This window comes from Nonomuraea recticatena (genome assembly GCF_039533245.1).
In the GTDB taxonomy this organism is placed as follows: Bacteria; Actinomycetota; Actinomycetes; order Streptosporangiales; family Streptosporangiaceae; genus Nonomuraea; species Nonomuraea roseola.
The window spans coordinates 241147-254322 of the sequence record NZ_BAAATE010000011.1; the positions used below are offsets into that span (position 1 = coordinate 241147).

Annotated in this window: 15 protein-coding genes; 8 read left to right on the forward strand and 7 right to left on the reverse strand. The window is 70.9% G+C overall.

Annotated elements, in window-relative coordinates:
* Positions 1–66: 66 nt before the first annotated feature.
* Together ABFX50_RS22930 and ABFX50_RS22935 are read right to left on the reverse strand one after the other, a co-directional pair.
* The gene (locus tag ABFX50_RS22930) at positions 67–1518 is read right to left on the reverse strand and encodes a serine/threonine protein kinase (RefSeq protein WP_346149411.1); all 1452 of its coding nucleotides are present in this window, start codon (positions 1516–1518) and stop codon (positions 67–69) included.
* Entirely contained in the window at positions 1518–3002 is a 1485-nt protein-coding gene (locus ABFX50_RS22935) for a protein kinase domain-containing protein (RefSeq protein ID WP_346149413.1), read from the reverse strand. Before ABFX50_RS22935 ends, ABFX50_RS22930 begins: the two co-directional genes overlap by 1 nt.
* 325 nt (positions 3003–3327) lie before the next feature.
* Between ABFX50_RS22935 and ABFX50_RS22940 the strand changes: the two genes are divergently transcribed.
* The gene (locus ABFX50_RS22940; protein WP_346149415.1) at positions 3328–3714 is read left to right on the forward strand and encodes a RidA family protein; all 387 of its coding nucleotides are present in this window, start codon (positions 3328–3330) and stop codon (positions 3712–3714) included.
* A gap of 15 nt (positions 3715–3729) precedes the next feature.
* On the opposite strand, the gene ABFX50_RS22945 is transcribed toward ABFX50_RS22940, so the two are convergent.
* Complete coding sequence (locus ABFX50_RS22945) at positions 3730–4125, reverse strand: hypothetical protein (RefSeq protein ID WP_346149417.1); 396 nt, start codon at positions 4123–4125, stop codon at positions 3730–3732.
* A gap of 94 nt (positions 4126–4219) precedes the next feature.
* On the opposite strand from ABFX50_RS22945, the gene ABFX50_RS22950 reads away from it, so the two are divergent.
* Positions 4220–4747, forward strand: coding sequence for a carboxymuconolactone decarboxylase family protein (locus ABFX50_RS22950; RefSeq protein ID WP_346149419.1), 528 nt, complete (start codon positions 4220–4222; stop codon positions 4745–4747).
* A gap of 3 nt (positions 4748–4750) precedes the next feature.
* Here ABFX50_RS22950 and ABFX50_RS22955 read toward each other — a convergent pair whose 3' ends face one another.
* The gene (locus ABFX50_RS22955) at positions 4751–4903 is read right to left on the reverse strand and encodes a hypothetical protein (protein ID WP_183659769.1); all 153 of its coding nucleotides are present in this window, start codon (positions 4901–4903) and stop codon (positions 4751–4753) included.
* Positions 4904–5453: 550 nt separating this feature from the next.
* On the reverse strand, positions 5454–6170 hold the full coding sequence (locus ABFX50_RS22960) for a TetR/AcrR family transcriptional regulator C-terminal domain-containing protein (protein WP_346149422.1): 717 nt from the start codon (positions 6168–6170) through the stop codon (positions 5454–5456).
* A 62-nt stretch (positions 6171–6232) separates the two neighbouring features.
* Here ABFX50_RS22960 and ABFX50_RS22965 point away from each other — a divergent pair, with 62 nt between their 5' ends.
* From ABFX50_RS22965 to ABFX50_RS22975, 3 genes are read left to right on the forward strand one after another with little or no spacing between them, the layout of a single operon-like run.
* On the forward strand, positions 6233–6862 hold the full coding sequence (locus ABFX50_RS22965) for an NADPH-dependent FMN reductase (RefSeq protein WP_379505993.1): 630 nt from the start codon (positions 6233–6235) through the stop codon (positions 6860–6862).
* A 6-nt stretch (positions 6863–6868) separates the two neighbouring features.
* Positions 6869–8362 carry an MDR family MFS transporter gene (locus ABFX50_RS22970; RefSeq protein ID WP_346149425.1) on the forward strand — a complete coding sequence of 498 codons (1494 nt, stop codon included), beginning with the start codon at positions 6869–6871 and terminating at the stop codon, positions 8360–8362.
* A gap of 7 nt (positions 8363–8369) precedes the next feature.
* The gene (locus tag ABFX50_RS22975) at positions 8370–8915 is read left to right on the forward strand and encodes a YciI family protein (protein WP_346149426.1); all 546 of its coding nucleotides are present in this window, start codon (positions 8370–8372) and stop codon (positions 8913–8915) included.
* Positions 8916–9186: 271 nt separating this feature from the next.
* Here ABFX50_RS22975 and ABFX50_RS22980 read toward each other — a convergent pair whose 3' ends face one another.
* Positions 9187–9615, reverse strand: coding sequence for a hypothetical protein (locus tag ABFX50_RS22980; protein ID WP_346149427.1), 429 nt, complete (start codon positions 9613–9615; stop codon positions 9187–9189).
* On the opposite strand from ABFX50_RS22980, the gene ABFX50_RS22985 reads away from it, so the two are divergent.
* On the forward strand, positions 9602–9730 hold the full coding sequence (locus ABFX50_RS22985; RefSeq protein WP_346149428.1) for a hypothetical protein: 129 nt from the start codon (positions 9602–9604) through the stop codon (positions 9728–9730). The two genes, ABFX50_RS22980 and ABFX50_RS22985, sit on opposite strands and share 14 nt — an antisense overlap.
* Before the next feature lie 401 nt (positions 9731–10131).
* On the forward strand, positions 10132–10614 hold the full coding sequence (locus tag ABFX50_RS51365) for a TetR-like C-terminal domain-containing protein (RefSeq protein WP_428834700.1): 483 nt from the start codon (positions 10132–10134) through the stop codon (positions 10612–10614).
* Positions 10615–10713: 99 nt separating this feature from the next.
* Here ABFX50_RS51365 and ABFX50_RS22995 read toward each other — a convergent pair whose 3' ends face one another.
* Positions 10714–11283: a TetR/AcrR family transcriptional regulator gene (locus tag ABFX50_RS22995; RefSeq protein ID WP_346149429.1), complete on the reverse strand. Its 570-nt coding sequence runs from the start codon at positions 11281–11283 to the stop codon at positions 10714–10716.
* Positions 11284–11362: 79 nt separating this feature from the next.
* Here ABFX50_RS22995 and ABFX50_RS23000 point away from each other — a divergent pair, with 79 nt between their 5' ends.
* The gene (locus ABFX50_RS23000; RefSeq protein ID WP_346149430.1) at positions 11363–12766 is read left to right on the forward strand and encodes a DHA2 family efflux MFS transporter permease subunit; all 1404 of its coding nucleotides are present in this window, start codon (positions 11363–11365) and stop codon (positions 12764–12766) included.
* Positions 12767–13176: the final 410 nt, after the last annotated feature.

The window sequence follows — 13176 nt, forward strand, 5'->3', positions numbered from 1 at the left end:
CAGGATCGCGCCTGGTGCGGGGCGCGGCCACCGGTTCGGCCTATTGCCCCGATATGTGCGCGCCGCCTACCAGCCCTCGTCGAAGTCGCAGATCTCGACCGTGACGCTCCGCCGTACGCTCGAGGGGGTGAACACCTCGAAGACGACGCGATACGAGCCCGCCTCCTTCCAGGTGATGGAGGGGAGCACCACCTTGTCCCCCGGGGCGGCCTCGTGCCTGCCTCTGTTCTCCCCGTTGACCAGCCACCGGTAGCCGAACCTGCCCGAGGCCTTCACATCGGCGTAGATGTTCAGGTCGTAGCGCCAGCAGCCGCTCATCCTGATGCCCTCGGGGCGCAGACTCACCGAGCTCACGCCCCCGGTGTCCTGGGACGGCTCGGTGGAACGGCTGCGCGTGGGGCGCGAGGTGGGCCGCGACGTGGGGGACGACGAGGGGGACGACGTGGGTCGCGAGGTAGGACGCCCGGTGGGCTCGGGGGTGCGCGACTCCGTGGGAGTGGAGCGGGGCTTCGCGCTGGTTCTGCTCTTGCCGGGCCGAGGCGTCGTGCGCTTCCCCGTGGCCACGGGGGACTTCCCCGCCGCGGGCAGGGCGGCGGAGCCGGTGGAAGCGGCGGTCGTGGGGGCGGACGCGTGCGTGCCGGAGCCGCCCCAGAGCGCCGCCGCTCCCCACGTCGCCCCGGCGACGCAGGTCACGGCCAGCGCGGCCGTCCCCGCCACGAGCGCGGGCCTGCGGCGGCGCCCGGCCGGCGCGCCGCGCGCGGGCGGCTGGGCGCCGATGAGCTGGAAGAGCACGTCCTGCATGGTCGGACGGCGGGCGGGGTCCTTGTCGAGGCAGCAGGCCACGATCGGGCGCAGCGCGTCGGGCACCTGATCCAGCAGCGGCTCGCCGTACTGGACCCTTCTGATCACCTCGGGCAGCGACCCCCTGCCGAAGGGCGGCGTGCCCGTGGCGGCGAACACCATCACCCCCGCCCAGGCGAACACGTCCGCCGCGGGCCCCACCTCCTCGCCCGCCACCTGCTCGGGGGCCATGTAGGACGGCGTGCCGACGATGCTGCTCGTGACCGTGAGGGCCGAGCCCGTCGCGCGGGCGATGCCGAAGTCGATGACGCGGGGGCCGTCCCTGCCGAGCAGGACGTTGGCGGGCTTGAAGTCCCTGTGCACCACGCCCGCCCGGTGGATGGCGGCGAGCGCGGTGGCGGTGCTGATCGCCAGCCGCTGCAGGTCGGCGCCGAGGTGGCGCCCTGCCTCCTGCAGGGAGGGGCCCTCGACGTACTCGGTGACGATGTACGGCCTGCCGCTCAGCGACGCGTCGAGCACCTGGGCGATGCAGAAGGGTTCCACCCTGCGCGCGGCGGCGATCTCCTTGGCGAAGCGGTCGTCGCCCGCGAAACCCTCGCGGAGCGTCTTGACCGCCACGGGCCGTCCGTCGGGCGCGGTGGCGAGGTAGACCACGCCCTGGCCGCCCTCGCCGAGCGGTCTGACGACCCGGTAGGGGCCGATGAAGGAGGGCGTCATCAGTAGTCCACGGAGCAGACGTCGATCGAGATGCTCCTGGTGACCGTGACAGGCGAGGTCACCCGCAGAGTGACGGTGTGCGGGCCTGCCTTCAGCATGTACTGGTCAGAGGTCACGAACGCGGTGTAGTCGTCCTCCGGGACCCAGCTTCTCCCGCTGAGCTTCGTCGTGCCGTCCACGAGCCACCGGTAGGAGATCCATATCCCCTTCCTGCTCGACGCCACCGTGGTCTGGAAGTGCACGGGCGGCATGTAGCAGCCCTCCGCCTCGACCTGGCCAGGACCGCCGGACAGCTGGATGGGCTGGATGTCGAGATCGACGCGCGCGGCGGGCTTCTGCGTGGGGCGTGTGGTGGTGGGGGAGGAGCTGGGCGTGGGAGTGCGCGTGGCGGGTGTGTCCGAGGGCGTGGGCCTGGGCGAGCGGGTGGTCCTGCTGGACGGCGAGGCCTTGGGCGTCCGCTTCGGGCGAGGGGTGCCCCGCTTGGACGTGACGGCCGTGCTCGCGGCCGGCGACTCGGAGGGCGTGGTGACGGCGGCGAGCGCGGGGGAGCCGGAGCCGTCCGGCGAGGCGGTGCGCCAGACGACCGCGGCCACCAGCGCCGCGGACATCACCACGGCGACGCCCGCGGCCACCGGGACGACGGCGCGGCGCCGCCTGACGCGGACGGTTCTGCCGCCGCCGCGCACGGGCGTCGTGGACTGCCCGTCGCCGCCGAGGAGACGCAGCAGCACGTCCTGCATGGTGGGCCTGCCGGCGGGATCCTTGGCCAGGCAGTCGTAGACGATCGAGCGCAGCGGATGCGGCAGGTCGCCCATCTGGGGCTCGTTGTGCAGGATGCGGTTGATGATCGCGGGCAGCGTGTCCTCGCCGAACGGCGGCGCGCCCGTGCCGGCCCAGACCATCACCGACGCCCACGCGAACACGTCCGTCGCGGGACCGACCTGCGCGCCCGCCAGCTGCTCAGGAGCCATGTAGGCGGGCGTGCCGACGATGCTGCTCGTGACCGTGGCGCCCGCGTCCGTGGCGCGGGCGATGCCGAAGTCGATGACGCGCGGGCCGCCGGGGCCCAGCAGCACGTTCGCCGGCTTGAAGTCCCTGTGGACGACCCCCGCCTGGTGGATCGCCGCCAGCGCGGTCGCCGTGGCCACGGCCAGCCGCTGGAGCTCGGCCCCGCCGTGGCGTCCTGCCTGCTGCAGGGTGGGGCCCTCGATGTACTCGGTGACGATGTACGGCCTGCCGCTCAGCGACGCGTCGAGCACCTGGGCGACGCAGAAGGGCTCGACTCTGCGGGCCGCGGCGATCTCCTTGGCGAAGCGGTCGTCGGCGGCGACGCCGTCCCGCAGGACCTTGACGGCCACGGGTCTGCCGTCGGGGGCCCGGCCGAGGTACACGACGCCCTGACCGCCCTCCCCGAGCCTGCCGACGATCAGGTAGGCGCCTATCGCGGCGGGATCACCTTCACGCAGTGGTGCGGCTTGCGGCATGAGGGGTGACTCCTGAGGCGGGAGAGATCAACCCCATGCACCTTAGCGGGATAAGTCAGGATTTGTAGGCGTCTCTGGTTGATCACTGACCCCAAAACGCCCCACCACCCCGAGCCGCACACCCCCGCCCGACCGGCACCCCCATCCGTCCGGCACGCTGGACCCGTCGGGCGCGCTGGACCCGTCCGGCACCCCCGTCCGACCGGCAGCCCTGCCCGACCGGCATCGCCTTGGCCGGCGCCCCTCTGACATCGACGAGCCTGCGTTGGGCAACGGACCCGCGTGGGCCGCGCGTTCCTCCCCCGCCGGGATAGATTGCGGCGATATGGAGATCTTGACGCGCAATCCGAGTGAGGGCGTCTACCCCGCCACCGACGACTACGTCCACGCCCTCGAGGTCAGGGGCGCACAGCGGTTGCTGTTCGTCGCCGGAACCATGGGACTCGACGCGCAGGGCGTCCCAGGAGCGACGCTCGACGACCAGCTGGAGCTGATCTGGTCGAACATCAGGGCCATCCTCGCCTCGGCCGGCATGACCGTCGACAACATCGTGCGGCTCACCAGCTACCTCCGCGACCCCTCCTACGCCGAGGCCAACGCCAAGGCGAGGGTGGCCGCGCTCGGCGGACGTCCGGTGCCCACGACCGCGCTCGTGGCCCAGACGCTGGTCAGCGATTGGCTGGTCGAGATCGAGGTGATCGCGGCCGGCTGAGGACGGGCCGCAGGGTCAGCGGTCGAACCAGGCCCTCGCCGACGAGGGAACCAGCAGAAGGCCGGCCACCACGACGGGCCCGACGAGGTTCGGGCTGATCAGGCTGAAAAGGTCGAAGTCGGACTCATCGAGTGCGGTGACCACCCCCGCGGCGAACAGCGCGGCCTCCCATGCGACGACCAGGACGAGGACGCGTCGCCGTCGGGTGGCCACTCTGTCGGCCAGCAGCCAGCCGGAGACCCCCGCCGCCAGCATCAGAGCGACCAGCGCCCACGCCACCGGTGGCGCGCCGCCTTCACCCGCGATCACCGCACCCATGAACACCGCGCCGACGGCGGCGAACGCCGCCTGGATCGTCACAAGCAGGCGGCCGATGTCGACGGGGCGCGGCATCCTGAGCGTCTGGTTCACAGCAAGATCGTCGTGCATCCCGCGAGGAAGGGCAAGAGTGGGGGAACAAACCATAGGGGGGTATGGTTTACGCCGACTGATCCGAGGAGGAGACATGAGACGTCTGGACCGGCTGGAGCCCGAGCAGGCCCCCGGGAAGTCGAGAGAGCTGCTCGGCGGCATCGTCGAGCGTCATGGGAGCGCGGGGGAGATGGTCTCGACGATGGCCCACTCACCCGCGCTGCTCCAGGGCTACCTCGACTTCTCGCGCGCCATGAAGCGGGTCAAGATGCCGCGCGCGCTCAGCGAGAAGGTGTCGCTGGCGCTGCAGGAGTGGATCGGATGTGGTCTGTGCATGGCGGCGCACACCCAGGCCGCGCGTACGGCGGGCCTGAGCGAGGCCGACATCGCGCTGGCCAGGCAGGGCACCTCGGCCGACGCCAGAGAGGCGGCGCTGATCGCGGTGGCCGTACGGGTGCTGGCCGAGCCCGCCTCGATCAGCGACGCGGACGTCGCGGAGCTGCGGGCCCTCGGGTGGAGCGACCGGGTGATCGCGGAGATCGTCGGCCTGGTCACGCTCAACCTGATGACGGGCGCCTTCAACCTCCTGGCGGGGCTGGAGGTGAAGGAAGAGGTCGCCTGAGCCCTACTGTCCCGCGGCGGCCTGCCGCTCGGCGAGGGCCTGGCGGCGCTCCTCGGCCTTGGCGGCCTTCTCGTGCTTGAGCAGGGCGCGTACGCCGAGCAGGAAGGCGGTGGCCACGAGCGCGGGCGGCGCGAGGGCCGAGAAGACCTCGAACATGAAGATCACCGTTTGGGTCGGCGGACAAGGGCCACTCCAGGATATGACGCCGCACCCCCGGTTCCCCTCCCGCCCAGCCCCCAAACCTCTCCCCGTCCGCCGCCGCCCCCAACCGCGACCCGGAAGAACCGCTGGACCAGGGAAAGCCCTCCCCGAACGGTGAGGACCCCTGGACCCAACGAGGTCTCGTCTGGGCCGAGGAGAACCACGACCCCGCCTGGGCGGGCGCGAGAGGCTATGGCCTCGCCTGGGCGGAGGGACCCATGGCCGTGCCCAGGGATGAGAGGACCGCTGGACGGGGAATCGTGGCCGCTCGGGCGACGGGAACCGCTGTCCGAACGTGGGGATGGACGTCACCCGAGTGTGCGGATGGGCTCGTGTGGGCGTGGACGACGGGTGCACCGGAATACGGCCGGGCGCGGATGGGCGCCGTGCCCCGGCGAAGAGCTCCGCCTGCATCGTGGATCGTCGTATGGCCACGACTCGTCTGTCCGGTCTCACTCACGCCACGGGTTGTTCGCTGTCTGCTCGAGCCTCGATGCGGGCATCCTCAAATGTTCAGGCGGGCGGCGATGCCATCGAGGAGGCAGTTGAGGCCGAGGTCGAACTGCCATTGCCTGTCGTCCTTGCGGGTGGCGGTGCGCAGGTAGTGCTCGTAGGTGGGGTAATGGCCGGTGCGCATGTGCCAGGCCATGAGGGGGGCGAGCTCGGTGCGCAGTTCGTCGCCGCTGGACAAGCTCTGCTCGCTCATGAACTCATCGACGGCGCTGTCGTAACTCATGGCGCCCTGCACGTAGGCGTCCACGCCACGGAAGACGCCCATCATCATGTCGGGGTCCAGGCCAAGGCCGTCGAGCGCCATCAGGGACTGCTCGGCCACGGCCATTCGGCGGGGCGTCAGGGCGAGCTTGGCTTGCGGCGGGAGCCGAGCCAGCCACCGGTGCTCCAGCATCAGCTCGCGGGTGCCCACGGCCAGGGCGTGCAGGCTCTCCCGCCAGCCGAGACCGCCGGGCAGGCGCATGCCTGCGTAGACGTGGTCGACCATGAGTTCCAGCAGGTCGTCCTTGCCTGACACGTAGCGGTAGGGCGCCATGGGAGCGACGCCCAGTTCTGTGGCCAGGCGGCGCATGGTGATGGCCTCCAGGCCCTCGGCGTCGGCGACCGCAACGGCGGCCATGGCGATGCGCTGGGGAGACAACGTCTGGCGGGGGGCCGGTGCGGGCCGTTCCAGCCGCTCCCACAGCGGTGCGCTCTTGTCGGTGGCCATGCCGTTGTCCCTTCTCCTCGCCTGCCGATACAACGTACCGACAGTAGACAACGTACACATACATGTGTACGTTGTATTTCTCTCAATACAGTGTACGCAAAGGAAGACAAGTGCTCAAGATCGCCGTCATTCTCGGCAGCATCCGGGAGGGACGCTTCGGCCCCGCCGTGGCGGACTGGCTGCTCGACCACCTCCATCAGCGCGACGACATGAGCGCCGACCTGATCGACTTGGCCGAGACCCCGCTGCCGACCGTCCTGCCGGTGCTCGGCCAGCCACCGGCCTCTCAAGAGGACAGGGATCTGCTGGCGGCCGTCTCGCCGCGCCTGGCGGCGGCCGACGCCTTCGTGATCGTGACACCCGAGTACAACCACAGCTTCCCGGCCGCGCTGAAGAACGCCATTGACTGGCACGGCGTCGAATGGCAGGCCAAGCCCGTCGCGTTCGTCTCCTACGGCGCCTTCTCCGCCGGGCTGCGCGCGGTCGAGCAGCTCAGGCTAGTCTTGGCTGAGCTGCACGCCGTCACCCTGCGTGACAGCGTCGGCCTGCAGCACCCGTGGGCGCAGTTCGACGGCGACGGCAAGGCCCTCGATCCGGCTGCCGACGCGGCCGCCAAGGTCATGCTGGACCGGCTCGCCTGGTGGGCGCACGCGCTGCGCGAGGCCAGGACCGCCCGCCCCTACACCGTCTGAGGCGCCATGACACGCCTGGGCGTCTTCGGGCTGCTGACCGGCATGTTCCTGGCCATGCTCGATGGCTTGATCGTGGGCACCGCGCTGCCCACCATCGCCGGCGACCTCGGTGGCCTGGACCAGCTGCCGGGGGTGGTGACCGCGTACATGCTCGCCGCCGCGGCGACCACCCCGATCTGGGGCAAGCTCGGCGACCTGCTCGGCCGCAAGGCCACCTTCGTCTGCTCCATCGCGCTGTTCCTGGCCGGATCCGCGCTGTGCGGCCTGGCCCAGACCATGCCGCAGCTCATCGCCTTCCGCGCCGTGCAGGGGCTCGGCGCGGGCGGACTCATGGTCGGCGCGCTGGCCATCATCGGCGTGCTGGTCCCACCCCGCGACAGCGGCCGGCTGCAGTCGATGATCGGCGCCATCATGCCCGTCGCCTACGTCGGCGGGCCGCTGCTGGGCGGGCTGCTCACCGACCAACTCAGCTGGCGCTGGACCTTCTACGTCAACCTGCCCATCGGCCTCCTCTCGCTGCTGCTCATCGCCACCCGGATCCACCTGCCACCCGAGAAACGGGGCCGGCCGCGCATCGATTACATCGGAGCCGTGCTGCTGACCGTCGCCATCGTGGCCCTGACCCTGCTGGCGGGCGGCACCCCCTGGCCCTGGGCGCTCGGCGCGATCGGCGCGTTCGCCCTGGCCGCGTTCGTGGCCGTCGAACACCGCACCGCCGAGCCGATCATCCCGCCCCGGCTGTTCGCCGACCGGAACTTCACCCTCGCCCAGGTCCTGAGCTTCCTGGTCGGCGCGGTGATGCTCACCGTCACCAACTACCTGCCGCAGTACCTGCAGCTCGTGCAGGGCTCCTCCCCGGCGGCCAGCGGCATGCTGCTGCTCCCACTGATGTTCGGCATGCTCGGCGCCCAGTTGCTCACCGGCCGCCTCATCAGCGCGAACGGCCGCTACCGCAGCTACCCGATCCTCGGCGCAACCCTCATGGCAGGCGGCGCGCTGGCACTGTTCCCACTTGACGGAGACACCCCGGTTGCGCTCGCCTCGGCCCTGACCCTCCCCATCGGAGCAGGCCTGGGCCTGGTCCTGCAGAGCACCACCCTGATCACCATGAACAGCGCCGACCCGCGCGACATGGGCGCGGCCAGCGGCACCCTCACGCTGCTGCGCACCATCGGCGGCTCGCTCGGCATCGCCCTGCTGGGCACCCTGTATGCCGTCCAGGTACGCGGCGACCTGGCCGCCCACCTGGGACCGGCCGCCGCCGACCGACTGACCACGCAGGGCGACCTCACCCCCGCCCTGCTGCCGGACCTGCCCGCCCAGGTGGCCGACGCGGTCCGGCTGGCCGTCAGCGGAGGCCTGCACGTCATCCTCACCGGCGCCGCCGCACTGTCCGTCGCCGCCCTCACCATCGCCTGGCCGATCCGCGAAACCCCGCTGCGCACCGGCCCCGCCGACGACCCCGACACACCCGCCCCTACCGCAACCCGTGATAGATAGGCTCGACATGCAATTCTTCTGTTACCACCGTGACCGGCCCGGCTCCGCGGCACTGCGCGAGAAGCTGGTGGAAGAGCACTGGTCCTACATGGACCGCTACTCGGCGCAGCTGATCGCCCGCGGCCCGACCCTCGACGGCGACACGGCCACCGGCAGCGTGCATATCGTCGACCTGCCGGACCTGGCCGCCGCGCGGGCGTTCGCCTTCGACGAGCCCAACTTTCAGGCCGGCGTGTACCGGGACGTGATGCTGCGCCGGTGGCGCAACGTGCTGGGGCGCACCATGTGGGACTTTCCCGGTGGGCGCGAAGGCGGCAACCGCTATCTGGTTCTGGGCCTCGGCACGGGCCAGGCCGCCGACCTCGTTCCACCGTCCGACCGGCGGGACGACTTGATCGCCCACGGGCCGCTGTTGTCCGACGACGGCGTCACCTGGCTGGGCACGGCAGCCCTGATCCGGGCGACGGATCGGGACACGGCCCGCACGGTCCTGGCCCAGGACCGGTATGCCAGTATCGAAGTTCACGATTGGGAGTTCGGCGGACGACGATGATCAGCAGGCGGTCATCGCCGGCAGCCGCACCACATCGCTGCCCCGCCTGACCGCACGCACAAGGACAGCGGCGCGAGCCGTTCCTTCCCAGCTCATCGTGATCACCCGGCAGGCGGTTCAGGCCCGTCCTCACGCGCAACACCCATGGCGGTACCGTCATGCGGCGGTGTCGCGCCCAGCGGCCGTAGGCCCTTGTCCGGGGCCGAGGAAGCGATCGCGTAGCGGCCCCGCCTTGACCATGCGCGAATCCGCCGGCCGAACAGCGAGGTGATCACGGACGGGGTGGCGTGGCGTTGCTTGGTCCGTACGACTTCATGCTGCCGGCGATCGCCGCCATGGTCGCCGTCGGAACGCAGAAGATGGTCGCCAGCCCTGCGGCGATGCCGTTGATCTTGTCGAAGCCGAAGAGGAATTTCAGCTGAGCCCCAAAGGGCGTGCCCCACACCAGCGGCGCCACCACGAGGTTCGCCACCGCGTAGAGCACGCAAAGCGCGCACAGTGTCCACGCGCCGACAATCCTGCGGGCGAACGTGAACCCCGCCGCGACCAACAGCGCCCCGGCGCTGATGACGCCGGCGAGCATGTTCACCAACACCAGGCTGGACCAGCGACCGGTCGACCCCATGGCGTAGACGACTTCGTTAAGCGCGAACCAGACAAGGATGCCGGCGGTGAGCAGCGCCAGGATGCCGGCGATCACCGCCGCCGCGGCATTTGCCCTCGGCCTGGGCGGCGCCGCCAACGGGCTCGGCCCGCCACCCCACGGGCTCGGCCCGCCACCCCACGGCGCGGGTCCGCCCGCCATCGGCGGCTGACCATACTGAGGAAACCTGGACTGCGATGGATCCGGCTGCATCCGTACTCCTCGCGCGTTTCGCGACACGAACCTGCCACTCGTCATTGTCCGCGATCATCGTAGCGAAAGGCCGCGAATGATGGTGGTTGGTGCCAACAGCGGGCTTCGCGGCGTTCGTCGGGGCGTGTGCCGAGGTCGAGGGCCGCGGGATTCAGCAGGAGGGCCCATACGAGCTACCGCCTTCCGCGGCAGGTGAGGAAGAAGCCGCTGCTGCCCAAGGAGATCGACGCCGCGCAGGTGACCGCGTCGTGGAAGCGGACGGTATATGCCAACCCGGACCTGCCGCGGAGTGCGGTGGATCGTGACGCGTACGTCGTGTGCGTGCTGGAGCACTTGAATCGGGCCCTGACGATCAGGGACGTGTTCGCCGTCGCTGCGCTGGGCCGACCCGCGCCTACGCCCAGCTGCTGGCGGCCCGTCACCGATCCAGAGGCCGCCGAACTCCTGCGGCGGCGCTTTCTGGAGGGCCGCCGCGAGCTGATCCGCCAGATGTGGCGACGCGGAGAGCAACGAGGTGAACTACGCACCGACGTCGACGTGAAGTCGCCCAGGACGTCCTGTTCGGCTCCATCATCTTCCGCCTCGTCATTGGCCACGCCCCCCTCACACCCGAGAGGCGGAGGCCATCGCGAAGGCCGCCCTCACCGGCCTCCTCAACAACCGGCCAGCGACACTGGCATTCACGTCGCGGGACTCGAACCTTGCGGTCAGGTCCAGTTCCCCGCCTCAGCGCCCTCGGGGTCGGGAAGGTCGGGGATCTGCCCGAGCGCGCGCAGGCCTTGGGCGGGGCCGAAGGAGGCGATGGCGTGGCGGCCCAGGCAGTTGAGGTGGCGAGGGGGCTGAGCCGGGCGACGTCCTGGCCCCTGCCCGGGACGCCCTGGGCGCGTAGCTCGTCGACGACGGTCGACAGGTAGCGGCTGTTCCACAGCGCGACGGCCTGGATCAGGCGAGCAACCGGTCGACCAACCCGTCGAGGTATTCAGGGGTGAGCGGGCCCGCGCCGAACAGGACGCGCATGTAGATCGGCGCCAGGAGATGGTCCAGCACCTCCAGTGCGTCGGGCGGGTCCTCGCCGCGGTCGCGGGCGCGGTCGAGCATGGCCTGCAACTGCCTGGAGCGGTCGGCCAGGAGCTCGTCGCGCGCCCGAAGGCCCTGCTGACCCTCGCCTGACAGCGCGATGGTCAGCCGCACCACCGCCAGGCCGTCGGGTCCGGTGACCTCACGGGCCACGATGGCGGCGTAGGTCCGCAGGTCGCCGGCCAGGCTGCCGGTGTCAGGCATCGGCGCCTGCGCGTTGAGCCGGGTCAGCAGCACATCGCTGAGCAGGGCCTGGAGGTTGCCCCACCGGCGGTAGAGGCTGGTGTCGGCCACGCCCGCGCGGGCGGCGATGTCGCCGACGGTGAAGTTTCCGTAGCCGCGCTCGCTGACCAGGTCGGTAACGGCCTGGTGCACGGCCGCGCGGACCCGGGCGCTGCGCCCCCCGGGCCGCCTGGCCCGCCCCTGCTCATCCATACCCCCACCTTAACGCAGTCGAGACTTGCGTTAGAGTCTCCATTAACGCAGTCAATGACTGCTTTTAGGAGGGATGTGCGTGAAAGCGTTGCTCACCCTGACCTGCGCAGGTCAGTTCATGGTGCTGCTCGACAACACGATCGTCGGCGCCGCCCTGCCCGACATGCAGCAGCGGCTCCACACCGGGCTGACCGGCCTGCAGTGGATCGTCGACGCATACGTGCTGCTGGTGGCCATGCTGCTGCTGTCGGGCGGCGTCTTCGCCGACCGGTTCGGCCGCAGGCGGGTGTTCCTGGCCGGGGTGGTGGTGTTCACGGCCGCGTCGGTGGTGTGTTCGCTCGCGCCCTCGATCGGCTGGCTGATCGCCGGGCGGGTGCTGCAGGGCGTCGGCGCCGCGGCGCTGAGCCCCGCCTCACTGGCGCTGCTCGCCGCCGCGTATCCCGCCCCGAGGGAGCGCGTCAGAGCGATCGGGTTGTGGGCCGGGTTCAGCGGCATCGGCCTGGCCGCCGGACCGCTGGCGGGCGGGATCCTGGTGGAGTCCTTCGGCTGGCCCGCCATCTTCCTGGTCAATGTGCCCATCGGGGCGGTCCTGCTGCTGGCAGGGCTGCGCGTGCTGGGGGAGTCCCGCAACCCGAGCGCGCCGCCGATCGACGTCCCCGGCACGGTCCTGTCCGTCGCGGGCGTGGGCGCTGTGACCTACGGCCTGATCGAGGGCGGTTCCCGAGGCTGGACCTCGCCGGTGATCCTGGGCAGCTTCGCCGCCGGACTGGTGCTCCTGGCCGCGTTCGTCGTGGTCGAGGGTCGTGTGTCGACGCCGATGCTGCCGCTCCGGCTGTTCCGTCAGCGGCTGTTCACGGTGTCCAACACGGCGATGGTCGTGGTCGGGTTCGCGCTGATGGGGTCGTCGTTCTTCTTCTCGCAGTTCTTCGTCTACGTCCAGGGCACTTCGATCCTGGTCGCCGGGCTGCGGACCCTGCCCGTCTCGCTGGCCATGGTGATCGTCAGCCCGTACGCGGGCCGGCTTGCAGCCAGGTACGGCTTCCGCGTCGTCGTCAGCATCGGCCTGGCGCTGGCCGGGCTGGGGCTGCTGGCGCTGGGCTTCGTCCATGCCGATACCGGTTACGGGAACGTGTGGTGGCGGCTGGCGGTCGTCGGCGTCGGGTTCGCTCTCACCATGTCGCCGCTGACCGGGGCCGCCATCCAGGCGGTCAGCCCGCAGGAGGGCGGCCTCGCCTCGGGCGTCAGCAGCACCACCCGGCAGATCGGCGCGGTGCTCGGCGTGGCGGTGCTCGGGGCGATCGTCCACACGCGGGGGTCCGGCGGCGCCTCCTTCGAATCCGGCCTCAACAGCGCCTTCCTTGCGGCGGGTGCCGTGACACTGGCCTGCGCCGTAGTCACCGGCCTGTGGCTGACCGCAGCCCGGACGCCGAGGGGCGTCGGGGCCGAACAGTCAGGAGGCCAAGCAGTCGTGAGCCGCCGCTGACAGTTCCTCCCAGTCGGCCCACGTCTTGAGCCGCTCGGCGTAGGCCTGCTGGGTCATCCCCAGCCCCTCGGTGCCGAAGAACACCCGCAGTGACGAGCGAGCCGCCGGTTATGGGGCCGAAGGGGACTTGGGACTCGAGGTGGAGTCGGGTGGTGGGGTTGGCGGCCGGTGGGGTCAGGTTGAGGATCCAGTTGCCGAACCGGCGGATGACGTGGGTGATGTAGAGCGAGATGGTGGCCAGGTCATCGAGGTCGACGGGGTGCCCGTCGGCGGCGATGGCGTTGGCCGCGTCCGTGATGTCCTGGGCGGTCGACTAGGAGCTGTTTGGGGTTCGGATCTAGGTGAGGCCCAGTGGTGGCCTGGCCATGGCTGGTAGAACTCGGATGTGGCGCGCTTCGATGTGACAGATG

What these genes read in the sequence shown, in the direction of transcription:
- ABFX50_RS22965 (WP_379505993.1), top strand. Translation starts at nt 6,233, where the DNA reads ATGTGTACGTTGTATTTCTCTCAATACAGTGTACGCAAAGGAAGACAA.
- ABFX50_RS22955 (WP_183659769.1), bottom strand. Translation starts at nt 4,903, where the DNA reads ATGTTCGAGGTCTTCTCGGCCCTCGCGCCGCCCGCGCTCGTGGCCACC.
- ABFX50_RS22985 (WP_346149428.1), top strand. Translation starts at nt 9,602, where the DNA reads ATGCCGGCGATCACCGCCGCCGCGGCATTTGCCCTCGGCCTGGGCGGC.
- ABFX50_RS22935 (WP_346149413.1), bottom strand. Translation starts at nt 3,002, where the DNA reads ATGCCGCAAGCCGCACCACTGCGTGAAGGTGATCCCGCCGCGATAGGC.
- ABFX50_RS22940 (WP_346149415.1), top strand. Translation starts at nt 3,328, where the DNA reads ATGGAGATCTTGACGCGCAATCCGAGTGAGGGCGTCTACCCCGCCACC.
- ABFX50_RS22975 (WP_346149426.1), top strand. Translation starts at nt 8,370, where the DNA reads ATGCAATTCTTCTGTTACCACCGTGACCGGCCCGGCTCCGCGGCACTG.
- ABFX50_RS22950 (WP_346149419.1), top strand. Translation starts at nt 4,220, where the DNA reads ATGAGACGTCTGGACCGGCTGGAGCCCGAGCAGGCCCCCGGGAAGTCG.
- ABFX50_RS22960 (WP_346149422.1), bottom strand. Translation starts at nt 6,170, where the DNA reads ATGGCCACCGACAAGAGCGCACCGCTGTGGGAGCGGCTGGAACGGCCC.
- ABFX50_RS22995 (WP_346149429.1), bottom strand. Translation starts at nt 11,283, where the DNA reads ATGGATGAGCAGGGGCGGGCCAGGCGGCCCGGGGGGCGCAGCGCCCGG.
- ABFX50_RS22930 (WP_346149411.1), bottom strand. Translation starts at nt 1,518, where the DNA reads ATGACGCCCTCCTTCATCGGCCCCTACCGGGTCGTCAGACCGCTCGGC.
- ABFX50_RS22970 (WP_346149425.1), top strand. Translation starts at nt 6,869, where the DNA reads ATGACACGCCTGGGCGTCTTCGGGCTGCTGACCGGCATGTTCCTGGCC.